Consider the following 22767-nt stretch of genomic DNA (forward strand, 5'->3'; position numbering starts at 1 on the left):
ACGATCAATGTAGAAGCTCAAAAGCGCTTCATCGCGGCGTTCCGCGCGCTACGGAGAAGACTGCTCCAATCATGCCCCCCGTCACAATGCCAGCCGAACCACCCGCAAGGCCGCCAATCACGCAGTGAAGTAGCGTCGCGGCATGGATTTGGGGTGACACGACGATAGCGGCTATAACACCCACTGCCGCACCGACTACGCCGAGCACAAAACCTAGACCGGTTACGGCATCAGACGGATCAACGACAATGTGCTCGTTGCTCTCTTCAAGCTCAGGACGGTCTTCGTTTGCCATCTTGTCCTCCATCCTTTGTCACAGGTTGCCGCGGGTCAGTTGCATCGTCATCGTCGCTGTCGAGCAGAATCCTGACGGCCGCTCCATCCAGATCCTCATATTGACGGGTACGCAGAGACCACAGGAACGCGAGCAGTCCACCGATACCCATGATGATCGAAAGCGGAACGAGAACGCTCATGGCCGCCATGCGCTCGCCTCCGCGGTCAGTGTAGCTATCGCCGCGCTAGATTCCGGGGTGCGTGCGAGGCGCAGCGCATTGGCGACCACAATGAGGGAAGACGAGGACATCGCAAGGGCTGCGATGAGCGGCGTCACATGGCCGCTGAGCGCAATCGGCAGGCTCGCGAGGTTATAAAAGGCGGCGAGCGCAAAATTCTGCCGAATGAGTCCGTTCGCTTTCTCCACGTTGTCAAACACATCCATTACCACGCCAAGATCGTTACCTAGAAAAACCAAATCCGCCGCGCTACGGCCGACGTCACTCGCGGACGTCGGCGCCATGGATGCGTCCGCGGCTCGTAATGCCGGTGCGTCATTGATTCCGTCGCCGATCATTAAAACCCGCCGCCCAGCCGCCTGCAGATCCTTTACGGCTTGAACCTTCTCTGCCGGCAGGAGCCGAGCGCGCCGGTCGGCGATGCCCAGTGCGCCAGCGACCGTCTCGACAGCTTGCCGACTATCGCCGGAAAGGAGGATCACGTCGAGGCCCCGGTTCTTGAGCGTGCGGACAAGGTCTCTTGCGCCGAGGCGGATATCTTCGCTGAAGTGGAAATGCGCAACAGCCTCTCCGTTCTTCGAAAGCACCGTCGTTGCCGACATATCCTGTGCCGACAGCGCCCATTCCGCTCGGCCAAGCCGGTAAAGATCGTCTCCAAGGCGGCCTTCCAGCCCCACCGCCGCCTCTTCCCGGATATCGGCGAAGGCGGGCCGAGCGTCCGTGGAGTTAGCGGCGGCGGCAATCGCGTGGGCCATCGGATGACTGGAGCTGCGCGCCAGCGCGGCGGCGAGCCCGAGCGCGTCTGGAGCGATCGCGGCGAGGGTGGCCAACCGCGGCATCCCGGTCGTCAGCGTTCCCGTCTTGTCGAAGACGACGGTGTCGATCTTGCGCAGGCGTTCGAAGGCGGAGCCGTCGGTCGCCATCACACCGCGCTCGAAGAGGCGGCGGGCGAGCACGACCTGGACCATGGGGACGGCGAGCCCTAGCGCGCAGGGGCAGGTGATAATGAGGACGGTGACCGCGACGGTGAGGGCAGCGTGCAGATTGCCGGTCGCAAGGAACCAGGCGACGAAGGCGAGGGCGGCGAGGCTGTGGACGATTGGAGCGTAAAGGCCCGCCGCGCGGTCGGCGAGCCGGCGGAAGCGCGAGCGGCCGTTCTCGGCCGCCTCGATCAGTCGCGTCATCTCGGCGACCGTGGAATCTGCCGGCGCGGCGGTGGCGCGCAGTACGAAGGGGTTGGCGAGGTTCAGTTCGCCCGCGCGCACGCTCTCTCCGGCGCGGACGCTGCGCCAATGGCTCTCGCCGGTGATGAGGGCGGCGTCGAGCTCGGCGCGGCCGTCCTCAACAACGCCGTCGGTCGGCACACGCTCGCCGGCGGCGATGGCGAGGCGCATTCCGGCCTCGACTTCGCCCAGTTCCACATAGTCCAGCCCGCCGTCGACTTGCAGCACGCTCGCCCCGCGCGGGATCAGCCGCGTCAGGGCGGCGACGGCGGAGCGCGCCTTCCGCCGCATCGCATGATCGAGCACCCGGCCGATGAGGAGGACGAAGATCAGCGACGTTGCGGCTTCGAAATAGGCATGGGGAGCGTCGGTCACGGTGTCGTAGAGGCTGAGCGCGAAGGTGAGGAGGATGCCGACGGAGATCGGCACGTCCATATTGGTGCGGCCATGGGAGAGCGCCCGCCAGGCGGAGCGGTAGAAACCGGCGCCGGCATAGAAAACCGCCGGCAGTGCGAGCAGAGCCGAGACTGCATGGAACGTCTGCCGTGTCGCCGCGTCCGCGCCCGCCCAGACGGAAACGGACAAAAGCATGATATTCATCGAGCAGAAGCCGGCGACCGCAAGCGCACGCACCAGTTCGGCGAGCACCTTATCGTCGCCATCGATCTCAACTGTGGGAAGGTCGGCCTGGTATCCGATGGCCGCCAGTGCGCCAAGAAGATCCGGTGCGTGCTGCCTATCTCGCCTCCAGTCGATCGTGACACGGCGCAGCGAGAGGTTGGCGCGTGCGCGTTCCACGCCTGGCACCCCGACAAGAGCGGCTTCCACCGCCCCAATGCAGGCAGCGCAATGCATGGTGGGAATTGAGAGCACACTCTGCCGCAGCCCGTTGCCCAAATCCCTGCTGGCAATCGCAAGTTCGTCGGCGGAGCAGCCGGTGCGCGACAGCGAGATATCCAGTCCGATCTCGGCCGAACAGCAGGACATGGCCGCTACCGTATCTCTTTATAGGCGTGCCAGGTGGCGTGCCCGAGCCAGGGGAAGACCACGATCAGGCCGAGAAGCCCGGTCGCGACCGAGAGGAGGAACAGACCGAGCACGATGGCACCCCAGGTCAACATCGGGGTGAGATTGTTCCACACCAGTGCCGTGCTGACGCCCATAGCAGTCAAGGCGTCGACGTGCCGGTCGAGCAGCATGGGAATGGAAAAGACGCTGACGGCGAAGGCGAAGCCGGCAAAGAGCGCGCCGATCAGGCTGCCGACCACCAGCATGGCCCAGCCGGTCGGCGTGGTGAAGAGCATGCCGGCGATGTGGTCGAGCCCGGGGAAGGGGCGCACGCCGAAGAACAGCGCATAGACGAGGACGGCCGCGCGCATCCACAGGAGCATCAGCATGGCCAGCAGCATGCCGGTAAAAAATACCTGCGCGCCCGCCATCGGCTGCACGGCGAGCATGGAGCGCAGCGTCGGCCGCACCCCTGCCTCCAGATCGCGGCTCTTGAGATAGAGGCCGGCGGCGACCAGCGGGCCGACGATCAGGAAGCCCGCCAGCGCCGGGAACAGGAAATAGTCCCGTCCGGTATCGAACATGTAGACGATGAAGACGATCGAGGCGAGGAAGACCGCGAGACCGTAGAGGAGGCTCGGCATGGGGTTCGTCCACAGGTCGCGCCAGCCGCTGGCGAGCCATTGCACGGGCGCCCGCGCGGAAAGGTGGCGCTTCCAGCGCTCGTTGCGCGTCTCCTCGATATCCGAAACCTCGGATACGAGTTCGGGTGTCTGCTGTCTTGCGACCATCTCACCGTCTCCCCCTCAGCATGCGGACTTGGCCGCGCGATATCCGCCCGGCGCTCCGCTCTTGTCCTTCAGATGCGCCACGCAGCCCGGCTCGCTGGAGACGGCGACGTAGACGAGATGAGCATTGGCGCCCACGAATACGGCTATCGCCGCCGCTGCCAAAATCCAGAGGAGGTGAAGCCGTCGTGCGGGGGCGGGCGCAGCATTCGTCATCTATGGCGCCCTCTTTCCAAGGTCGTCGACATAGAGCGCCAGAACCTTGATCTCGACCGGCGCCAGCCGCTCGTCCCAGGTCGGCATGTGGCCCTGCCGGCCGCCGTGGATGGTCGCGATGATGCGCTGCAGGCTGCCGCCATAGATCCACCTGTTGTCCGTGAGGTTGGGCGCGCCCAGCTCCGGATTGCCCTTGGCATCCTCGCCGTGGCAGGCGATGCACGTCGTCTGGAAGACCTCGCGCCCGCGGTCAATCTGCTCGACGTTCCCGGCGGTGGAAACGGTGGAATCGCTCAGTGAGCTGACATAGGTGGCGACGTCCAACACCTGCGTGGCATCGAGCATCTCGTCGCGCCCGAAAGCCGGCATCTCGCCGACGCGGCTTTCCGCATGGCGGGAATTGACGCCCACCGTCAGCGTCTGCGCGATCGCCTCCGGCCCGCCGCCCCAGATCCAGTCGTCGTCGGTGAGGTCGGGATAGTTCTCGCGGCCCTTGCCGTCGCGGCCGTGGCAGGCGGCGCAATTGTCGCCGAAGAGCTGGTGGCCGTTGGCGCGTACCGTCTCCATCAGCCGCTCGTCGGCGCGGACCTCGTCAAAGGACAGGCTCTCGATTCGCGAGGTCCAGGGCGTCCGCGCGCCGGCACCCTCCTTGATCGAGGCTTCTACGGTGGTCTTCTGGTTCTCGCCGAGAACGCCCTTGGTGTAGGTCCTGCCGAGCGGCCAAGTGGGCATCAGCACCCACCAGAGCACGGCAAAGATGTGCGTGACGATCAGGAAGAGCAGCACGCCGCGCGGAATGGGTGTGTCGAGTTCCCGGATGCCGTTCCAGATATGGCCCGTCGTCTTGCGGCCGCTGACGGGGTCGACCTCTTTTACTTCCATGGGGCATCGTCCTCGTCGAAGATATCCCGCTCAGCCCGTTCAAAGCGCTCCCGGTTGGAGGGCAGGAAGGTGTAGATCAGCACGCAGATCGAAAAGCCCATTAAATAGAAAAGGCCCCACATCTTCGAGCCTTCGAGTAGTGTCTCATGGGTCAACGCCATCTCGTCACCTCAATTGTCCGGGTTCGGCATCTGTTCGGGCGCGGCAGTGTTCTCGTAAGCCGCGCGGGTGAGTTGGCCGAGCACCTGGAGATAGGCGACGAGCGCGTCCATCTCCGTCACGTTGGTCGTCACGCCATCGAAGGCCGAGACCTGCGTCGCCTCGCCGTATCGCTCCGTCACGCCTGACGACTGTTCGCTGTCGGGTATGGCCTGACCATAGGCGTCGCGCGCGGCGTTCTCGATCATCTCGTCGGTATAGGGCACGCCCACGGCGCGCTGCGCGCGAAGCGCGAGCGGCAGATCGGCGAGCTTCAGCGGCGTCGTTCCCAGCCAGCGGTAGGAGGGCATGTTGGATTCCGGCACAACGTCGCGCGGATTGTTCAGATGGGCGACGTGCCAGAAATCCGAATATTTGCCGCCGATGCGGGCAAGGTCCGGGCCGGTGCGCTTCGATCCCCACAGCATCGGATGGTCGTACTGGGATTCGACGGCCAGCGAATAGGGTCCGTAACGCTCCACCTCGTCGCGCAGGGTGCGGATCATCTGCGAATGGCAAGCGTAACAGCCCTCGCGCACGTAGATATCCCGCCCGGCCAGTTCCAGTGGCGTATAGAGCCGCATGTCCGAAACTGTCTCGACCGTATCGTCGATGGTGAAGAGCGGGGCGATCTCGACGATGCCACCGACGCTCGCAGCGGCGATGATAGCAAGCATGAAGCCCGTTGCGGAGCGTTCCAGTTTCCTGTGCATCAGTTCCGGCATCGGCTACTCCGCAGGCGTGGGGGTTGCACCGTCGACCGGGCGCTCGCCGACGGGCATGTCCTCGTCGAGAGCGAGCATGGCGGCGGCGGGGCTGCGCACGGTCATCCAGATGTTATAGGCCGCGACGATCGCTCCCATGAGGAAGAGAAGACCGCCGAAGGCGCGCGCGATATAGTAGGGATACATCGCCAGCAGCGTATCCACAAACGAATAGACGAGCGCGTTGTCAGGGGAATAGGTGCGCCACATAAGGCCCTGGATGATGCCGGAGTTCCACATCGCGAAGACGTAGATGAGCGTTCCTGCTAGCGCGAGCCAGAAGTGCACCTCGACCAGAACCGCCGAATACATCCGCTCGCGCTTCCAGACTGCGGGAACCAGCGTATAGAGCGAGCCGAAGGTGATCATTGCCACCCACCCCAGCGCGCCGGCGTGGACGTGGCCCACCGTCCAATCCGTATAGTGAGATAGGGCGTTGACCGGACGAATAGCCATGAAGGAGCCTTCGAAAGTGGAAAGTCCGTAAAAGAACGCTGCCATCATCATAAAACGAAGGGTCGCGTCGTCGCGCACCTTGTGCCAGGCGCCGTTGAGGGTGAGCAGCGCGTTGCCGGCAGACGCCCAGGAGGGCACGAGCAGCATCACGGAGAAGGTCATGCCGAGGTTCTGCACCCAGTGGGGCAGGGCGGTGTAGTGCAGGTGGTGAGAGCCCGCCCACATATAGAAGAAGGTAATGCCCCAGAAGCTGAGGATCGACAGCCGGTAGGAGAAGATCGGCCGCTCCGCGCGCTTGGGCAGGTAGTAGTAGAGCATGGCCAGGAAGCCGGCGGTGAGGAAGAAGGCGACGGCGTTATGCCCGTACCACCATTGCACCATTGAATCCTGCACGCCCGCCCAGACCGTATAACTCTTGGCGTGGGCGAAGGAGAGGGGAACTGCGAGGTTGTTGACGATGTGCAGGATGGCCACGACGAGGATGAAGGCCATGTAGTACCAATTGGCCACATAGATGTGCGGCTCTTTGCGCCGGGCAAGCGTGCGCACGTAGAGCACGAAATAGGTCACCCAGACGATGACCAGCCAGATATCGGCATACCATTCGGCCTCGGCATATTCCTTGGACTGGGTGACACCGAGAAAATAACCGGAAATCGCGATGAGACAGAAAAGGTTGAAGCCGAACAGCACGATCCAGGGCGAAAGCTGGTCGGCAAGGCGGGCGCGCGAGGTGCGCTGCACGACATGGAACGAGGTGGTGATCAGCGCATTGCCGCCGAACCCGAAAATGACGCCGGACGTGTGCGCCGGGCGGATGCGGCCAAAGCTCGCCCAAGACGTATCGAAATTGAGACTCGGCCAGGCGAGCTGCGCTGCAGCCCATACGCCGATGAACATGCCGAAGATCGCCCAGAACAGCGTCAGCCCGACGCCGATCTTGATCGGATCATCATAGTAGCGGGTGAGGCGGGCGGGGCTTGGCGGCGTCCCAAACGCACCGGAGAAGAGAACGAAAAGCAGTGCTAGACTGTAGAGGAGGACCATTGCGCCGTGAATGCCGAGGACATCGGCGCGACCTGCTGCCGCCATCGCGATACCGATGATCGCAAGGACGATCAGGATGATCGCACCGAAATCCCGCTCCCCCGTCGTGAGTTGACCCATCTTCGACGTCTCCCCATGCTATAGCGCGCCGCAAATTTCTTCCTTGGGAACTTACACGACGTTCCTCGAATTCAAGACTGAGCGGTGAAAAAAAATCCTGGCGCGGAGCAAAATCGCTATGAAATTGACGAATGGCAGGTTTTCCGCTCGGGTCCGAGTATGCTCGCTGCTCTCTTTAGATGAACGTAATTGAAGTTAAGGCGCAACGTGCCGTTAGCCATGCCAGCACTTCGACTTGTTCGTCGGCATAAACGCGCCATATGCCTTTGAGAAGGATGAAAGCGACCGCTTGATCCACTGCGTTCGATGCTGAGATATGGAAAACGACGACCCACAACTTCAATTCGAAACGCCGGAAGCCAGAATGGCGCTGTTCGATTTCGCATTCGATCACGCACCGATCGGAATTGCCCTTGTGGATACTAGTGCCTGCATTATCCGAGGAAATGCGGCATTCGCTGCACTGGTTGGCCGGCCGCTTGACGAAGTGACGGGAATGTCTTTTGCGCAGTTCACCCACTCGGAAGATCTCGAAGCTGATCTTATTCTTTTCCAGGATGTGCTTGATGGGAGAAGGGATGGCTATTCGGTCGAAAAACGCTACGTTCGCCCAGACGGTGAGTTGGTGCACGTCCTCATTCACATTGCCGCCATGCGGGACGAGGCGGGCGATGTCATCCGGCTGATCTCTCAAATCCAGAATATCACGCATCACAAAGAGTATGAGCGACAGCTCGCCGAGCGCGCAGCACAGCTTGAGCTTGCACTGGAAGCCGTCCGCGGTGGCTTTTGGTATATGGACGTCGGTACTCGAAAATTCGAAACCTCGGAAAGGCTCGCGCAATTTATCGCGGGCCCTACGGCGGCACGTTTAGATCTCGAGAATTACTTAAAACGCATCAACGTCGATGATGGTGCAAGTGCCGACCTCACGCCCCTCCTCGCTGGCGATGTAGATCAGGCCGTCGCCGAATACAGACTGGAGACCGTCGCAGGAGAGCGATGGATGAGGTGCGACCGTCGACTTCTTCGTGATGGGAACGGCGCGCCGTTCAGGATCGTCGGAATGGCTATCGATTTCACTGAGGAGCACAATCGCTTTGTCGATCTTGAGCGTACGTCCCAGCGAGACGCGCTTACGGGATTGCTTAACAGGCGGGGGCTGACAGCGAGCTTTTCGAAACTGACCGCGGCACACGGATACTCGGTGCTCGTCGTCGACCTGGACGGATTCAAGCAGATCAATGACCTTCACGGTCACTCTGCTGGAGATGCGGTCCTTGTGGAGACGGCGAGACGACTATTGTCCTGTGTAAGGGGCGCCGATCTTGTCTGTCGGACCGGCGGAGACGAATTCGTCCTGGTCGTTGAAGGAACGGATGACGCCGGGAAAGCAGTCGCGGAGCGCGTGGTAGCGAAAATGCGGGCTCCGGTTCGTTTGAATCAAAGTTGCGTTGAGGTTCGCGCGAGTGTGGGAGGCTTGTGGCGTAACGCAGGCGCGAACCTTGAACAGCTGGTATCTGGCGCGGATAAATTGCTTTATGAAGCAAAAGCCAGAGGGAAAGATGGGTTTGTCTTCGCCTTATCAGGCGACTGAGAGGACGGGCAAGTCATGAGAAGTCTCGGTAGAACACAAGGCAGTCCGGACGTGACCGCGGGGTCGAACTTCAGCTGTGAAACGCACACCCGGCCATGTCCCGAGGCGAATCCACTCCCGTGAGTGTAACGACACATCTCGGCTAAGACGAGCGTCCCCTGCAAAGGTACCGGTGGAAGACAGCCCGCGACACATAGTTTACATCTGACTGGCCCGCATGGGGTTGACTGTCTCGCGAGCTTGGTTAAATGGGGCCGTCGAAAAGTTTCAGGCTGGTGTGGTTATTTCCAGCCCCTGCGAAAGCAGGAAAGTCGCCAATGCGAACCCACGGCATCAACCTTGCGAAGGGTGGTGTCCGGCTGCGCGCCTGCTCCACCATGAACCTGTGGAGACAACCATGAACGATCCCAAAACAGTCATAATTGCTCAGTTTTTCATTTCCGGCATGATGGCTTTTATGATGACCGGCTTTTTCAGTATCCTGCATCTGGGCATTTCCGGAAGGCGAAGGTGGCCTAATCGGCTCCGATGATGCGCCTTGAGCAGGTTTAATCCACTCGACGTACAGATTTCTACAGCCTCGAGCTTGAGGTGAATTACCGCGCCATTCGCGCTCTCTACAGAGCCGCATTTTGTTGGTTTCCGCGCAGAACTGAGCCGGTTTTTCCACCGAGAAGTGAGCCACCTCTAAGTATGGTTTTCTGATCAGGCTTTGGTCAAGGGATTGGCCTTTTCTCCTCTCTTCTGTGCTGCTGCGGCCGAGCTTGCCTTGAAGCGGAAGCTGTCGTTTCCCGTTTCCAGGATGTGGCAACGGTGGGTCAGGCGATCGAGCAAAGCTGTCGTCATCTTGGCGTCGCCGAAGACGGTGGCCCATTCGCTGAAGCTGAGGTTGGTGGTGATGACGACACTGGTGCGCTCATAGAGCTTGCTCAGCAGGTGGAATAGCAGCGCTCCGCCGGAAGCACTGAACGGAAGGTATCCGAGTTCATCAAGGATCAGCAGATCGAGACGGACCAGCGTCTCGGCGATCTGGCCTGCCTTGCCCTTTGCCTTCTCCTGCTCGAGCGCATTGACCAATTCGATGGTCGAGAAGAAGCGGACTTTTCGGCGATGATGCTCGATAGCCTGAACGCCGATAGCGGTCGCGACGTGTGTTTTGCCTGTACCCGGCCCACCGACGAGGACAATGTTCTGCGCTCCGTCCATAAACTCGCATCGATGCAACTGGCGCACCGTCGCCTCGTTGATTTCGCTGGCGGCGAAGTCGTAGCCAGAGGTGTCCTTATAGGCAGGAAAGCGCGCTGCCTTCATATGATAGGCAATCGACCGGACCTCGCGCTCAGCCATCTCGGCTTTAAGCAATTGAGACAGGATCGGCACGGCCGCATCGAAGGCTGGTGCTCCTTGCTCGATCAGGTCGGTGACCGCTTGGGCCATGCCGTACATCTTCAGGCTACGCAGCATGATGACGACGGCGGCGCTGGCTGGATCATGACGCATGGCGACCTCCCACGATCCGGACCCGCAAACCATCGTAGCGTTCCACATTGGCCTTGGGTTCACGCAGCAAGGTCAGCGCCTGTGGCGTGTCTATGTCAGGACCGTCAGTGGTTTTGCCGTCAATCAACCGATGCAGCAGGTTCAGCACATGCGTCTTGGTCGCGACACCTTGATCCAGAGCCAACTCCACAGCCCTGACGACAACCTGTTCGTCGTGATGAAGCACCAGAGCGAGGATGTCGGCCATCTCCCGATCACCGCCAAGGCGGCGAAGCATCTGGTCCTGCAGTTGTCGAAAGGCCAGTGGCAATTCCAGGAAAGGCGCACCATTGCGTAAAGCGCCGGGCTTGCGTTGGATGACGGTGAGGTAATGCCGCCAGTCGTAAATCGTTCGTGGCGGTTTGTCGTGGCTGCGTTCTATGATCCGCGGATGTTCGCAGAGGATATTGCCCTCGGCTGCAACGACCAGCCGCTCTGGATAAATCCGCAGACTGACAGGCCGGTTCGCAAATGATGCTGGCACACTGTAACGGTTCCGCTCGAAAGTGATCAGGCATGTCGGCGAGACGCGCTTGCTCTGCTCGACGAAACCGTCAAACATGGCGGGCAATGCCATTAAAGCAGGCTGTTCATCACCCCAAACATCCGCGATCGAACCGGGCAGGCTCCCGTGCGGTGTCTCCTGCCACAGGTCTTGGCAATGCTGCTCCAGCCACAGATTCAACGCTGCCAAATCCGGGAAGTCCGGCATCTGTTGCCACAGGCGTGGTCGAGCATCCTGAACGTTCTTCTCGACCTGTCCCTTCTCCCAGCCTGCGGCGGGATTGCAGAACTCAGGTGCAAAGACGTAGTGGTTCGTCATCGCAAGGAACCGGATGTTGATCTGTCGCTCCTTGCCCCGGCCGACGCGATCGACCGCGGTCTTCATATTGTCGTAGATGCCGCGAGCAGGCACGCCGCCGAACACGCGGAACCCGTGCCAGTGGGCATCGAACAGCATCTCGTGCGTCTGTAGCAGGTAGGCTCTGACCAGAAATGCGCGACTGTGCGATAGCTTGATATGCGCGACCTGCAACTTTGTGCGCTCGCCGCCGATGACGGCATAGTCCTCACTCCAATCGAATTGGAATGCTTCACCTGGACGGAAAGACAGCGGAACGAATATGCCTCGGCCCGTCGTCTGCTGCTCCCGTTGTCGATCCGCCCGCCAATCCGCAGTGGTTTTGAAGACGCTGAGAGTGCCATTCGTTTCTAAATATGCGCGTCTAACCTGTCCGAGATCCTCGACGCCATTAGCTCGTAATTGTTGAAAAAGCTCGAGGTTCGTCATTCCTACTCCCTCGAGAAAGCTTCGATTGATCGTACCGTCACGTATTGCCTCTAGTGGTTTGCCGTCGACGGCGACCTCCGCGCGTCTGCTCTTTGAAACCAGCAAATCCAATCCCTTGTTTGCGAAAACTACAATCGTAATCACCGCCAAAGCGTGGAGTAGAGGCACGTCAGGGTAAAACATCGCATCGCCAACCGCCGACCCCAAAGCAATGACGAGAAGAAATTCGATACTAGAGAGTTGACCGATTGTGCGACTTCCGAGCCACCGCAGGAGGATCATTGTGTAAATGTAAACGAACAGGGTACGAAAGAGTATTTCTAGGAAAAACAGAGGTGGCTCATCTCCGACTAGCAGTCGCTCCCAATCAAAAATTTGAACAGCTTGTTCCACTAACGTTCCACTCCACTCAGTCTTGGTCGTTGAATAACGCCTCTAGCCCGCTACAAGTTGCAGTAATTTTCCCTGCAGGCCAAAGGCATGTGATCTGGGCGCTACCGTGCGTCCAGCTTTCGGGAGAACTTAGGTTTAATCTGGCCTTATGCGGCCTTTTGAGCCTAGCCATTGCAAATCCGCCGGCTGTGGCGTTGCCCAGTAAAGAGTCCGGTCTGTTCCTGCTGTAAACTCCCTCCATGTCGTGATCGCGGCGAGTAATGCCAGTAAACGTGAGTTTCCTGACCGCTTGAGAATGACCATGAAGCATCTTAGCGGGTGTAGAGACAATCACCTTCGGCACCTATCCGGCAACGCGGCTGAGCGGCTCGCGGAAGAGCCGCCTGCCCGACAGGGACGTGTCGGCGACAAGGCACAATCATTCGCGGACGAAGTCGTCAACGACAGCAAGAAGACGGAAGCGGAAACTATCCTTGAAGGCATCGCTGATGAATTTCAGCTCCAGCGCTCGGTGTGCGTAACGGCAAAGCTAGCCGATGCCTTGGTGCAAAAGCACGCTTCGACCGCCGCGCATGCGCACCGTCAGTTTCTCCTTACGATAGAGACGCCGAAGCTTCTTCATGTTAATGACAATCCCATGTCCGTTCAGCATGAGGTGGATGCACCCCTAACCGAAACGGCGGCGCTTCGACGCAACCTGCCAAATCGCATGCCGAATGGCCTCATCGTCACGCCACACGCCGCGATATCTTATACTTATCCGATAAATCTTCCGAACTTTACACGCCCGACGCTGGCTCACCCCATGCTCCGCATAGATGTGGACCACCAGATTCCAATTCACATCGGGCCCTCACCATTTTTTGGCGTGGTGGCATGCGCCGGTTGGAGCAGCGGGAGTTTGGTGGCCTGTGCGATGCAGCCGCCCGTGTCGAGCGAGAATTCGGTCGCATCGACATCCTCTTCGCCAATGCGGGCGTCCAGGCGTTGAAGCCGATCCTCGACATGGACGATGCCGACTGGCACGACCAGATCGACGTTAACCTCACCGGCACGGCAAACGCCATCCGCGCTTTCGGGCCGGCGATGGTCAGGCGGTGGGGCGGACGCATGATCCTGACCTCGTCCACGCAGGGGCAGCACGGCACAAAAAGCGGCGCGGCCTATTCGGCTTCAAAATGGGGCGTGATCGGGCTGATGAAATCGACCGCCATGGATCTCGGCGAACACGGCATCACCGTGAACGCCTTGATCCCCGGCCTGATCGATACAGGCCCTGACCCGGCACGAGGATCGCTATGCCCAGGCCATCGACGTGGACGGAGGCGAGCCGACAGGCAACGAGTGCAAAGACGAGCGGACAGCGCTTGACGCCCTGGCGAAAAAGTCACCGCTGGGCGTTGCTATGATTCAGCCGGAAGACGTTGCGCCGATGGTGGTGTTCCTCGCCTCCGACGAGGCGCGCATGGCCTCCGGAGGTACCTACGCGATCACCGCCGGTGACAGCGCCAACGTGCAGAGCTGATTGCATATTCAACGCCTGCAAAAGTCCAGAAACGAAGGGTGTATTTTCGCGATGGCGTTCGGCATTTGAGGAACCAAACGCGGCCGGTTCCGTTTCAGTGATGTCTCTAACGCCCTGAAACAAGGACGATATCATGAAAAAGCTCTTGCTCGCCGCCGCCTTCGTCGGCGCATCGACCTTTGCTGCCTTCGCGCAGACCTCCACGGCGCCGGCCACCGATGGCGATACACCCGCCATCGCAACGCCTGACGATAAGAATGCGACCGCCCCGGTCGAAGGCGCCAACAGCTTCACTGAGGATCAGGCGAGGGAACGGCTTGTCGAAGCCGGCTATGCCGAAGTCACGGGCCTCAAGCTTGATGACAAGGGCGTCTGGCGCGGGACGGCCACCAAGGATGGCAAGTCCGTCAATGTCGCGCTCGACTATCAGGGCAACATCGTCACCGAGTGACACCAGAATAGAGGAAAACTCCCATGAAAAAGACAGCGACCGGACTTTATGACGATTACGCCGATGCGCGTGCTGCCATCAGCGCCCTTGAGGCGCGCGGTGTTCCCTCTGACGACATCAGCCTCGTCTCGAACAATGCCGACGACCGCTATTCGAACGACACGAACGCCGCCGAAGGTGCAGGCACGGGCGCCGGCATCGGCGCGGCGGTCGGTGGTGTCGGCGGTCTTCTGACCGGGCTCGGCATCATGGCTATTCCGGGTGTCGGCCCGGTGGTCGCGGCCGGCTGGCTTGCCGCAACCACAGCCGGGGCTGCCGCGGGTGCGGTTGCCGGCGGTGCGGCGGGTGGCCTGATCGGCGCCATGACGGACTCCGGCGTCCCGGAAGAGCATGCCCATGTGTATGCCGAGGGCGTGCGCCGCGGCGGTACGATCGTCACCGCGCGCGTGGACGAGAGCCTTTACCCGGAAGCCGAGGCGATCCTGCGTCAGTCGAACTCGGTGGACCCAACCGAGCGTCGCGCGGCCTATGCCGGAGAGGGTTGGACCCGCTTCGACGATACGCTCGATCCCTATGGCCCGGCGGAGATCGAGCAGGAGCGCCTGCGCTATCGACGCTAACTGGTATCACAATATGCGAGAGCGGCCGAGGGCCGCTCTCTTCATTTCGGGAAGAGTTCGATCGGAATCGTTTGACGGCGGTCGCAGACCAGCCCGATAGCGCAACTCAAAACCAGATGCAGGCAGGGGGCCGGTCGAAGCGGAAAGGGATGCCGCCCAATTGCGTCTCCTCCTCCTTACGCTTCTGGTTGAGAAGCCTTGGCCCGGAATGAAGTAATGCAGTGATCGATAGCGGCGGCGGGCGGACCTCGGCCTAGAAGGCCGATCACACTTGCCTTGTGCAATATGAGCGTTACCTTTCGAACGAGAGTGCTTTGTGCCCGCGCATCGAGGTGAGCGGTGAAGACGATCGCAGATGTCATTGCAGAGTTGACCACCGCGGCCGAGGAGGTGCACACCCTCACCGAAAGCGAGAAGCTTCGGCTGCTCAGCCGCGCCTATGTGACCATCAAGGAAGGCTGGGAGCTTGTTGGTGAGCCAACCCGCCTTCAAGAAGCGCTGAGGCGATGGACCTTATCCGAGCCGGCGACATGCCGGTTCAACTCTATGACGACGAGATGAAAGCGATCCTGCTCGAGGCCGCGAAGGTGATCAGGCAAATCGAGGCGGCTATGAGAACCAAAAGTGGCGCGGTATCCGATGCCTACCGAAGCGTGGGCGATGACACGGTCGACGTCGGGCGTGCCTCTCCATTACTCCGCCTCGTTCACCGTGCCGTCGTCTGCTTTTGCAGCTCGTAGATCATTGTCGGTGATGTGGAGGATGTTGGCTCCGTTCACGCCGTCTCGATCGTATTTCTCGCTCGCGATCCGCTCGAGGAGCGGCCGATGCTGTTTGAGCAATCCGACCGGGCCGTTCGGAGCCGGATCGAACGATTGCAGCGCACTGGCATAGACGAAGACGTCGATTGTCGTTCCTTCGGTCGTCTGCATTGGCCAGAACAGACCGAGTTCCTTCGGCGCCGACGCGCCATTCTTCCTGATGAGAGGCATTTCAATTCCCGCATGCTGTCAACGTGGTGGGGAGATTCGATGCAGCGGGGGCTGCGCTGACCTCCCCTGTCCGTCCGCCTCAGACGGAGGGACGGCACTGATGTGGAGCGGGAGCATGGGAAGTCAATCACCATCCCGGCGATACCAGCCCCTATCGAAACAACGAAGGGCGTTCGACCTTTTCGGGGAGCGCCCTTCGAGCCCGGACAACCACGAACGCGCGACAAAGTCGCTGCAGGCGGTCGTCAATTACGGGTGGTGAGCGATAGATGGGGCGGGGCCTCCGGGAATTCAAGGCCGTCGGGAGTACGCCCGGCCGAAACCGGCGATCCAAGGCACATGTCGCAGATGCCGCAGCCATCATCGTCCATCGGCTGGTCGGCGCGCTCGCAGCAGAGGCAAACGGCCATGCAACGGAGAGGGGATCTGCGTGCGCTCTCCACTATGATTTCTACGGCATCGTCCGACAGAGCGCCGATAACGACTTCCTTCATCCTACGTGTCTCCGTTGACCTCAGCGACAAGAGATAAGATTGGCGAGACGCTTAACAATGGCGCTTTCTGCGGGGATAGACTCTCTCTACTGCACATGCTGTCTTAGGGGCGGAGGAACGGACATGAGGTATGAATGGGATCCTCGGCGCGCTCGACGCGCCCGTCTGATCAGGCTTGCGGCGGCCGTGGCGCTCAGCGCGTCGGCGATCACCGTACCCGTCGCCGTCCTGCTTGCCGCCGCACCGATGTGACACCGCGCGCGGAGTCCGTTGATGATGACGGCCGGCCCGTTCGATCTTTCCCGCTTTGTCGCCGCGCAGGATCTTGTGTTCGACGCGGCTCTCGACGAGCTGAGGGCGGGACGAAAGGAGACGCACTGGATGTGGTTCGTCTTCCCGCAGCTGCGGGCGCTTGGAAGATCACCGACCGCGAATTACTACGGCATGGGCTCGATCGAGGAGGCTCGCGCCTATCTCGAACATCCTGTCCTTCGCGATAGATTGACCAGGGCCGTCGACGCGGTGCTCGGGGTATCCGGTCATTCCGCCAATGAGATATTCGGCTCGCCCGACGATCTGAAATTCCGCTCGTCGATGACGCTGTTCAACGAAGCGGCGGCCGAAGATGAGGTAGTCTTCCGGCGCGCGTTGGATCACTTCTTCGCTGGTGAAGCTGATCCTCTTACTCTGGAACTGGTCGGCGGCGGCCAGTAGCCGCCGCGCATGTGGTCCGCTCAGATTGCCCGAACGTTTTCCGCCTTCGACTTGCCGGTCTTCCGGTCCTGGCCGAGGTCATAGCTGACCTTCGAACCATCCCGCAGCGGGCCACCTGAAAGCACACCTGAGACATGGACGAAGACATCCTGTCCGCCGTCATCGGGCGTGATGAACCCAAAGCCCTTGTCCTGATTGAAAAACTTTACTGTGCCCGTCGCCATGTGTGTCCTCGTAACTGAGCGGCCCTGTGCCGCCGGCCCAGCATATTCGGCGTACCGGACACCTGCAACTGACCATGTATGGCCGTCAGACGAGCCGGGAACAACTATCGTCCGCAGCGGGTTTTCCCTCAATCCGGATGCTGGCAACGCAAAGCGTATCGAGGTCGAAGATGGCGGCTGACAAACTCTCAACCTACAAGAAGAAGCGTAACTTCAAGCAGACGCAGGAACCGAGCGGCGCAACCGACGTCAAACCGTCGAACCGGCTCCGCTTCGTCATCCAGAAACACGACGCGACGCGCCTCCACTACGATCTCCGCCTTGAGCTCGACGGCGTCTTCAAGTCCTGGGCTGTGACCAAGGGGCCGTCGCTCGATGCGCATGACAAGCGGCTGGCGGTCGAGGTTGAGGACCATCCGCTCGACTATGGCGATTTCGAAGGCACGATTCCAAAGGGCCAGTACGGCGGCGGCACGGTGATGCTGTGGGACCGCGGCTATTGGGAACCCGAAGGCAAAAAGTCGCCCGAGGATGCGCTGAAGAAGGGCGACTTCAAGTTTGTGCTGCATGGCAAGCGGCTGCAGGGCAGTTTCGTTCTCGTGCGCATGCGGCACGATCGCGACGGTGGGAAGCGCACCAACTGGCTGTTGATCAAGCACCATGACGAGCGCGCCGTCGAAGAAAACGGCGCTGCCATCCTGGAGGAGAACATGACCTCGGTCGCTTCGGGGAGAACGATGGAGCAGATCGCCGGCGGGAAAGGGCGCAAACCGAAGCCATTCATGATGGCGAACGGTGACGTCGAGGTCGACGCCGTCTGGGATAGCAAGCACGGCCTCGCCGCCGATGAACGCAAGAAGAAAGGGCACAAGGAAGTCGCAACGTCCACCGCCACCGACCTGCCCGACTTCATCCCGCCGCAACTCTGCGAGACGCTGGAGCGGCCGCCGGCCGGCAACAACTGGCTGCACGAAATCAAGTTCGACGGTTATAGAAGTCAGATGCGGGTTGCAGACGGCGAGGTGGCACTGAAAACCCGCAAGGGCCTGGACTGGACGGCCAAATACCCCGAGATCGCGAAAGCCGCCGCCGCGCTTCCCGACTGCATCGTCGACGGTGAGATTTGCGCGCTCGACGAGAATGGTGCTCCAGACTTTGCAGCGCTTCAGGCCGCCCTTTCGGAGGGCACCACAGGCAACCTGGTGTATTTCGCGTTCGACCTGTTGTTCGACGGCGGCGAGGACCTGCGGCAAAAAGCTCTGACGGACCGCAAGAGCCGGCTGCAGGAACTGCTTGCCGACGCCACCGACGATCCGCATCTGCGCTTCGTTGAGCACTTCGAGACCGGCGGCGATGCCGTATTGCGCTCGGCATGCAAGCTGTCACTCGAGGGCATCGTCTCGAAGCAGGCGGATGCGCCTTACCGTTCAGGGCGCACAGACACCTGGGCGAAGTCGAAATGTCGTGCTGGCCACGAGGTCGTCATCGGCGGCTATGCCAAGACAAACGGCAAATTCCGGTCCTTGCTGGTCGGCGTCAACCGCGGCGATCATTTCGTCTATGTCGGGCGCGTCGGCACGGGGTATGGCGCCAAGAAGGTCGAGACGCTGCTGCCGAAGCTGAAAGCGGTTGAGACGGAAAAGTCTCCTTTCACGGGTATAGGCGCGCCAAAAAGGGAAAAGGAGGTCGTTTGGCTCAAGCCCGAGCTCGTCGCCGAAATCGAGTTCGCCGGTTGGACGGCCGATGGCCTGGTCCGCCAGGCGGCGTTCAAGGGCCTGCGGGAGGATAAGCCGGCGACAGAGGTCGAGGCCGAAAACCCAGCATCCCCGGCAAAGACCGCGACGCGGGAGCCGACTGCGACGACAAAGGCGAAACCTACCCGTCGCAAGGGTGCGAAGGCGGACGTGATGGGCGTGCTCATTTCCAATCCAGACAAGCCGTTGTGGCCGGACGCCGGCGACGGCAAGCCTGTCACCAAGGAGGAACTGGCCCGATATCACGAAGCGGTCGGCTCCTGGCTTATCGACCATGTGAAAGGGCGTCCGTGCTCGATCATCCGCGCGCCGGATGGCATTGGCGGTGAACAGTTCTTCCAACGCCACGCCATGCCGGGCACGTCGAACCTGCTGGAACTGGTCAAAGTCTTCGGCGATAAGAAGCCCTACCTGCAGGTCGACCGGGTCGAGGGCCTCATTGCCATCTCGCAGATCGGCGGAGTTGAGCTGCACCCTTGGAATTGTGAGCCGGGCAAGCCGGAGGTGCCGGGACGGCTGGTCTTCGACCTCGACCCCGGGCCGGACGTGCCGTTCTCGGCCGTGGTCACGGCGGCGCGCGAGATGCGCGATCGTCTGGACGATCTCGGGCTCATCAGCTTCTGCAAGACGACCGGCGGCAAGGGCCTGCACGTGGTGACGCCGCTTGCCGTCAATGCCCGCAAGCCGCTCTCCTGGGCCGAGGCCAAGGGCTTTGCCCACGACGTCTGCCAGGAAATGGCCCGCGACAATCCCGACCTCTATCTTATCAAAATGACCAAGAGCCTGAGGGGCGGGCGCATCTTCCTCGACTATCTGCGCAACGACCGCATGGCGACGGCCGTGGCGCCGCTCTCGCCACGGGCGCGGTCGGGCGCTACGGTATCGATGCCACTCACCTGGACGCAGGTCAAATCCGATCTCGACCCGAAGCGGTTCACCATCCGAACGGTCCCGGCGCTTTTATCAAAGACGAGCGCATGGGAGGATTACTGTGACGGGCAACGCCCGCTGGAGCAGGCCATCAAGCGGCTAGGCAAACAGACGGCAGCGGCATGAACCAAGCTTGGCAAGGCTCACGATCTGGAGCGGGGGCGAGGCAAGAAATCCCAATCGACCGGCTGGTGCGTCTTCGCAGGATCCGCGGCCTAGCGAGATTGATGGACACCGCGCTGCGGATTCCCGGCACGCGCCTCTCATTCGGCGCGGACTCGGTCATCGGTCTGATCCCGGGTGTCGGCGACTTCGGCGCGGCCGCGGTCAGCCTCTTCATCGTCAACGAGGCGCGCCGTCTCGGTGTGCCGAACGACAAGCTTCTCAAGATGCTCGTCAATGTCGGGTTCGATGCGGTGGTCGGCAGCGTGCCAGTGGTGGGCGACGTCTTCGACGTCTATTTCAAGTCCAACCGCCGCAATCTGCAGCTCGTGCTCGATCACTTTGGTCTTGATCACGCCGACCTTGACCGATGAGATGACGTGTGGGGCGGTTGCGCGAATGGATCGTTCGATGAACACTCAGCAGACGCCGATTAAGAGATTCCGCGAGCTGTCGCCACTCGAACCGCACGAGTTTGCCGGTCTTTGGAGAGGGCGGAGCATCCCGTCAGGCCATCCCTTCGACGGGGTATTGGAAAATCTAGGCTGGTTCGGCAAGCGGTTCACCTCGGACCTCCGAGCGGACGCGCTCTTGTTTCGGTCGGGGGAGCGCCGGCTCGTCGCGATTGATCCCAGGTGGATACCGCTTCGGCTGGCGCTCGGCTTCCACTACCTCGGGAAGACGCGGGCCGCACGAAACCTGTTCTCCTACCTCCAGCGTCGCCTGAGGGCGAGCGGTCCTGTCGCCTCGGTTCAGATGCTATCGTTCGATGGTCTGGCGAGTGCCGCCATGGTCTACGACGAGCAGCCCATCGTCGACTACTTCCGGCGCATCGACGGCGAGCGCGTCATGGGAGCGATGGTGATAAGCGGTGACGACCGCCAATTCTTCTTCGAACTGGAGCGCGTTGAGGAGCCGGGCGATTGACCCGATCATGAGGCTCTTACCGAACCGGGCTGTCGCTAACATCGAACACCGCCGCGTTGTCCTGGATTTCGCGCAGGCCTTTGTAGGACGCATGGCGCAGATTTCCGTCGTCCGTCCAGCCACGAAACTCGACCTCTGCGATGAGCGTCGGCTGCGCGAAGACGTAGTTCTTGCCCTTGAACGGCACGACCGGCCTCTTAGTTTTCAGCTTGTCGAGTGTCTTGCGCAGATATTCCGCATCCGGTGCCTTGAACCCTGTTCCGACCGAGCCGACCGACACCCAGCTATCGCCCTGGCGCGCCGCCAGCAGCAGGCTTCCGATCCCGCCGCGCGCAGCGTCCGAGTGTTCATAGCCGACAATAATGAAGCTTTCGCTTTGGACGCATTTGACCTTTATCCAGTCGCCGGTGCGGCCGGATCGATAGGGACGGTCGCGATGCTTGGCGATGATGCCTTCCAGACCCATCTTGCAGGCGTTCGCAAGTAGCTCCGCCCCGTCACCATGGGCTTCCTCGGACAGCTGCACCGCACCGACAGACCCGTCGAGAAAGTCTTGGAGCAGATGCCGGCGAACGGCAAGCTCCGTCTTAGTCAGATCATGGCCGTCGAAATAAAGCAGGTCGAAGGCGAAGAATACCGCTTCGGTCGAGGCGCGCTTGCCGCCGCGCCCGCCGAGCGAGCGCTGCAGCGCACCGAAATCCGAATGCCCCTCCTTGTTGAGAACCACGGCCTCGCCATCCAAGATGGCGGTACCGACGCCGAGCTTCCTCGCTGCCTCTGCAATCCTGGGAAAACGATGGGTCCAGTCATGGCCGCCGCGCGTGATGATCCGCACGCCCTTTGGTTCGATGTGGACCGCCAGGCGATAACCGTCCCATTTGTTCTCGTAAATCCACTCCGGTCCTTCTGGCGGCGTCGGACGAAGCAGGGCGAGACACGGCTCCACACGCTTGGGCATCGGATCGAAGGGCAAGTTCGGCTGCGCTGGATCGCGTTTGCGCACGGGCCGCGACTGGAGTGCCGTACCGGATTCGTCGAGCAGGGGGATGGCGGATCGGCGCTTCTTCATGAATGTCCATTGCGGGTGCGAGAGAGATCGAACATAGGTGCTATGCGTGACGGTTTCAGGATGCGCGCCTGCCTTTTTCACCGGCCGCGAGGCTCTTACGCAGCGCGTCCATGATGTCGATGACATTGCCACCCGACGGACGCTCACCTCCCTTGGCCTTGCTCTTCGACGCTCTCAGCGCCTTCTTCTTTTTCGCGATGATGTCGAGGAGAGCGTCGTGGACCGGATCGGAGACCATGTCCGGCGACCATTCCTTCGTGTGTTGCTTGATGAACTTCTGCACCAGCGGGACGAGGTCGGGATCGGACCTGTCGTCGATGTCCTCGAAATTGGACTGCTCCGGTCGCACCTCGTCGCCGAAGCGGAGCGTCCAGACGACGATGCCTTCGCCGCGCGGCTCCAGCACGACCGCGCGCTCGCGCCGACCGATCACCAGCCGCGAGACGCCATAGACCTTGTCGGCCGCCATAGCGTCACGGATAACCGCGAAGGCCTCATGACCGACCGGATCATCGGGCACGAGATAATGCGGCTTTTCCAGATAGATCCATTCGATGCTGTCGCGCGGCACGAACTTGTCGATGTCGATCGTCTTCACCGTGTCGAGCGCAACTGCGTCCAGCTCGTCGTCGGTAAGCAGGACATAGTCGTTCTCGCCGCGGGCATAACCCTTCACCTCGTCGTCGTCCTTGACGGGTTTGCGCGTGACGTATCGACATATTGCGAGACGACGCGGTTGCCAGTCTCCTTGTTCAAGGTGTGAAACCGGACCTTGTCGCTCTCCGACGTTGCCGGCGACATCGAGACGGGGCAGGTGACGAGGGAAAGCTTCAGATAGCCTTTCCAGTAGGGACGGGGCGCCATGATC

Annotated in this window: 26 protein-coding genes and 1 pseudogene; 11 read left to right on the forward strand and 16 right to left on the reverse strand. The window is 61.1% G+C overall.

Annotated elements, in window-relative coordinates:
* Nucleotides 1-28 precede the first annotated feature (28 nt).
* From AABF56_RS30645 to ccoN, 9 genes are read right to left on the reverse strand one after another with little or no spacing between them, the layout of a single operon-like run.
* Nucleotides 29-295, reverse strand: a complete 267-nt coding sequence (locus tag AABF56_RS30645) for a hypothetical protein (protein WP_272809069.1) — start codon at nucleotides 293-295, stop codon at nucleotides 29-31.
* On the reverse strand, nucleotides 273-485 hold the full coding sequence (gene ccoS / locus AABF56_RS30650) for a cbb3-type cytochrome oxidase assembly protein CcoS (protein WP_272809070.1): 213 nt from the start codon (nucleotides 483-485) through the stop codon (nucleotides 273-275). The genes AABF56_RS30645 and ccoS overlap by 23 nt, the downstream gene beginning before the upstream one ends.
* Nucleotides 473-2725, reverse strand: coding sequence for a heavy metal translocating P-type ATPase (locus AABF56_RS30655; RefSeq protein ID WP_272809071.1), 2253 nt, complete (start codon nucleotides 2723-2725; stop codon nucleotides 473-475). Before AABF56_RS30655 ends, ccoS begins: the two co-directional genes overlap by 13 nt.
* A gap of 5 nt (nucleotides 2726-2730) precedes the next feature.
* Nucleotides 2731-3537, reverse strand: a complete 807-nt coding sequence (locus tag AABF56_RS30660) for a DUF2189 domain-containing protein (protein ID WP_272809072.1) — start codon at nucleotides 3535-3537, stop codon at nucleotides 2731-2733.
* 15 nt (nucleotides 3538-3552) lie between these two features.
* Complete coding sequence (locus AABF56_RS30665; protein WP_272809073.1) at nucleotides 3553-3750, reverse strand: hypothetical protein; 198 nt, start codon at nucleotides 3748-3750, stop codon at nucleotides 3553-3555.
* On the reverse strand, nucleotides 3751-4632 hold the full coding sequence (gene ccoP / locus AABF56_RS30670; RefSeq protein ID WP_272809074.1) for a cytochrome-c oxidase, cbb3-type subunit III: 882 nt from the start codon (nucleotides 4630-4632) through the stop codon (nucleotides 3751-3753).
* Nucleotides 4623-4793: a cbb3-type cytochrome c oxidase subunit 3 gene (locus AABF56_RS30675; protein WP_272809075.1), complete on the reverse strand. Its 171-nt coding sequence runs from the start codon at nucleotides 4791-4793 to the stop codon at nucleotides 4623-4625. Before AABF56_RS30675 ends, ccoP begins: the two co-directional genes overlap by 10 nt.
* Nucleotides 4794-4802: 9 nt before the next feature.
* Nucleotides 4803-5555 carry a cytochrome-c oxidase, cbb3-type subunit II gene (gene ccoO, locus AABF56_RS30680; RefSeq protein ID WP_272809076.1) on the reverse strand — a complete coding sequence of 251 codons (753 nt, stop codon included), beginning with the start codon at nucleotides 5553-5555 and terminating at the stop codon, nucleotides 4803-4805.
* A gap of 3 nt (nucleotides 5556-5558) precedes the next feature.
* Entirely contained in the window at nucleotides 5559-7217 is a 1659-nt protein-coding gene (ccoN, locus tag AABF56_RS30685; protein WP_272809077.1) for a cytochrome-c oxidase, cbb3-type subunit I, read from the reverse strand.
* 316 nt (nucleotides 7218-7533) lie between these two features.
* On the opposite strand from ccoN, the gene AABF56_RS30690 reads away from it, so the two are divergent.
* A complete protein-coding gene (locus AABF56_RS30690) occupies nucleotides 7534-8814 on the forward strand; it encodes a sensor domain-containing diguanylate cyclase (protein ID WP_272809078.1) in 1281 nt (426 codons plus the stop codon).
* Between the two features lie 244 nt (nucleotides 8815-9058).
* Here the strand turns inward: AABF56_RS30690 and AABF56_RS30695 are convergent, their stop codons facing one another.
* The 3 genes from AABF56_RS30695 to istA form a co-directional block, all read right to left on the reverse strand.
* The gene (locus AABF56_RS30695; RefSeq protein WP_272809079.1) at nucleotides 9059-9301 is read right to left on the reverse strand and encodes a hypothetical protein; all 243 of its coding nucleotides are present in this window, start codon (nucleotides 9299-9301) and stop codon (nucleotides 9059-9061) included.
* Nucleotides 9302-9519: 218 nt separating this feature from the next.
* Nucleotides 9520-10314 (reverse strand): IS21-like element helper ATPase IstB, encoded by a 795-nt coding sequence (gene istB / locus AABF56_RS30700; RefSeq protein WP_272809080.1) that lies wholly within the window; start codon nucleotides 10312-10314, stop codon nucleotides 9520-9522.
* Entirely contained in the window at nucleotides 10304-11926 is a 1623-nt protein-coding gene (gene istA / locus AABF56_RS30705; RefSeq protein ID WP_336314411.1) for an IS21 family transposase, read from the reverse strand. Before istA ends, istB begins: the two co-directional genes overlap by 11 nt.
* A gap of 987 nt (nucleotides 11927-12913) precedes the next feature.
* On the opposite strand from istA, the gene AABF56_RS30710 reads away from it, so the two are divergent.
* The 5 genes from AABF56_RS30710 to AABF56_RS30725 all read left to right on the forward strand — a co-directional run bounded on the left by AABF56_RS30710 (nucleotide 12914) and on the right by AABF56_RS30725 (nucleotide 15194).
* Nucleotides 12914-13408: an SDR family NAD(P)-dependent oxidoreductase gene (locus tag AABF56_RS30710; protein WP_272809081.1), complete on the forward strand. Its 495-nt coding sequence runs from the start codon at nucleotides 12914-12916 to the stop codon at nucleotides 13406-13408.
* Complete coding sequence (locus AABF56_RS37830; protein ID WP_272809082.1) at nucleotides 13353-13562, forward strand: SDR family oxidoreductase; 210 nt, start codon at nucleotides 13353-13355, stop codon at nucleotides 13560-13562. Before AABF56_RS30710 ends, AABF56_RS37830 begins: the two co-directional genes overlap by 56 nt.
* Nucleotides 13563-13695: 133 nt before the next feature.
* The gene (locus AABF56_RS30715; protein ID WP_272809083.1) at nucleotides 13696-14013 is read left to right on the forward strand and encodes a PepSY domain-containing protein; all 318 of its coding nucleotides are present in this window, start codon (nucleotides 13696-13698) and stop codon (nucleotides 14011-14013) included.
* A gap of 23 nt (nucleotides 14014-14036) precedes the next feature.
* Nucleotides 14037-14633, forward strand: a complete 597-nt coding sequence (locus AABF56_RS30720; protein ID WP_272809084.1) for a general stress protein — start codon at nucleotides 14037-14039, stop codon at nucleotides 14631-14633.
* Nucleotides 14634-14972: 339 nt separating this feature from the next.
* Nucleotides 14973-15194: a hypothetical protein gene (locus AABF56_RS30725; RefSeq protein ID WP_272809085.1), complete on the forward strand. Its 222-nt coding sequence runs from the start codon at nucleotides 14973-14975 to the stop codon at nucleotides 15192-15194.
* Nucleotides 15195-15325: 131 nt separating this feature from the next.
* Here the strand turns inward: AABF56_RS30725 and AABF56_RS30730 are convergent, their stop codons facing one another.
* Nucleotides 15326-15625 carry a hypothetical protein gene (locus tag AABF56_RS30730; RefSeq protein WP_272809086.1) on the reverse strand — a complete coding sequence of 100 codons (300 nt, stop codon included), beginning with the start codon at nucleotides 15623-15625 and terminating at the stop codon, nucleotides 15326-15328.
* A 617-nt stretch (nucleotides 15626-16242) separates the two neighbouring features.
* On the opposite strand from AABF56_RS30730, the gene AABF56_RS30735 reads away from it, so the two are divergent.
* Nucleotides 16243-16371, forward strand: coding sequence for a hypothetical protein (locus AABF56_RS30735; protein WP_272809087.1), 129 nt, complete (start codon nucleotides 16243-16245; stop codon nucleotides 16369-16371).
* 24 nt (nucleotides 16372-16395) lie between these two features.
* The gene (locus AABF56_RS30740) at nucleotides 16396-16833 is read left to right on the forward strand and encodes a DUF1810 domain-containing protein (protein ID WP_272809176.1); all 438 of its coding nucleotides are present in this window, start codon (nucleotides 16396-16398) and stop codon (nucleotides 16831-16833) included.
* Between the two features lie 20 nt (nucleotides 16834-16853).
* Here the strand turns inward: AABF56_RS30740 and AABF56_RS30745 are convergent, their stop codons facing one another.
* Nucleotides 16854-17057 carry a cold-shock protein gene (locus AABF56_RS30745; protein WP_272809088.1) on the reverse strand — a complete coding sequence of 68 codons (204 nt, stop codon included), beginning with the start codon at nucleotides 17055-17057 and terminating at the stop codon, nucleotides 16854-16856.
* A 170-nt stretch (nucleotides 17058-17227) separates the two neighbouring features.
* Here AABF56_RS30745 and ligD (AABF56_RS30750) point away from each other — a divergent pair, with 170 nt between their 5' ends.
* Genes ligD (AABF56_RS30750) through AABF56_RS30760 form a run of 3 tightly spaced genes read left to right on the forward strand, consistent with a single transcriptional unit; the run spans nucleotide 17228 to nucleotide 20830 of the window.
* Nucleotides 17228-19867: a DNA ligase D gene (ligD, locus tag AABF56_RS30750; protein WP_272809089.1), complete on the forward strand. Its 2640-nt coding sequence runs from the start codon at nucleotides 17228-17230 to the stop codon at nucleotides 19865-19867.
* Nucleotides 19864-20277: a DUF4112 domain-containing protein gene (locus AABF56_RS30755; RefSeq protein WP_272809090.1), complete on the forward strand. Its 414-nt coding sequence runs from the start codon at nucleotides 19864-19866 to the stop codon at nucleotides 20275-20277. The genes ligD (AABF56_RS30750) and AABF56_RS30755 overlap by 4 nt, the downstream gene beginning before the upstream one ends.
* Nucleotides 20278-20314: 37 nt before the next feature.
* Entirely contained in the window at nucleotides 20315-20830 is a 516-nt protein-coding gene (locus AABF56_RS30760) for a DUF4334 domain-containing protein (RefSeq protein WP_370360334.1), read from the forward strand.
* A 16-nt stretch (nucleotides 20831-20846) separates the two neighbouring features.
* Here AABF56_RS30760 and ligD (AABF56_RS30765) read toward each other — a convergent pair whose 3' ends face one another.
* Both ligD (AABF56_RS30765) and ku read right to left on the reverse strand, forming a co-directional pair.
* The gene (ligD, locus tag AABF56_RS30765; protein WP_272809092.1) at nucleotides 20847-21899 is read right to left on the reverse strand and encodes a non-homologous end-joining DNA ligase; all 1053 of its coding nucleotides are present in this window, start codon (nucleotides 21897-21899) and stop codon (nucleotides 20847-20849) included.
* A gap of 55 nt (nucleotides 21900-21954) precedes the next feature.
* Nucleotides 21955-22763 (reverse strand): annotated as a pseudogene (gene ku, locus AABF56_RS30770) (non-homologous end joining protein Ku).
* Nucleotides 22764-22767 lie beyond the last annotated feature (4 nt).

The sequence above is a fragment of the Shinella sp. WSC3-e genome (genome assembly GCF_945994535.1).
Taxonomy (GTDB): domain Bacteria; phylum Pseudomonadota; class Alphaproteobacteria; order Rhizobiales; family Rhizobiaceae; genus Shinella; species Shinella yambaruensis.